The 238-nt window shown below is 49.6% G+C and carries 1 protein-coding gene; it reads right to left on the bottom strand.

Features of this window, described 5'->3' with window-relative positions:
- Positions 1-238: gp53-like domain-containing protein (locus F3J28_RS22525; protein WP_502706918.1), on the bottom strand; the 238-nt coding region annotated here is incomplete at both ends.

The following is a 238-nucleotide window of genomic DNA, read 5'->3' as shown; positions in this document are numbered from 1 at the left end:
GGAATAGGGAAAGTTACACTGACTACACCATTAGCAACTACATTGTATCCCCACTGTAAAATAAGTCCGGAAGAAAGCTTCTGCCATCCATTGGTAGACAAACTTGCAGACCCTTCCCCCAAACCAAGGTTTGCGAGAGCCGTAGAAACCGCCCCGGCACCGTCGGCCTTGATATCCGCGAAGGGGTTTTGGCGGCTGATATATTGGTTACCAAAACCTGAAGTAAGCTTCGCCAGGA

Origin of the sequence: Enterobacter sp. Ap-1006 (assembly GCF_011752835.1) — a bacterium.
In the GTDB taxonomy this organism is placed as follows: domain Bacteria; phylum Pseudomonadota; class Gammaproteobacteria; order Enterobacterales; family Enterobacteriaceae; genus Cedecea.
Note: the sequence above shows the minus strand (reverse complement) of the source record. Positions and strands in the feature narration are given on the sequence as shown.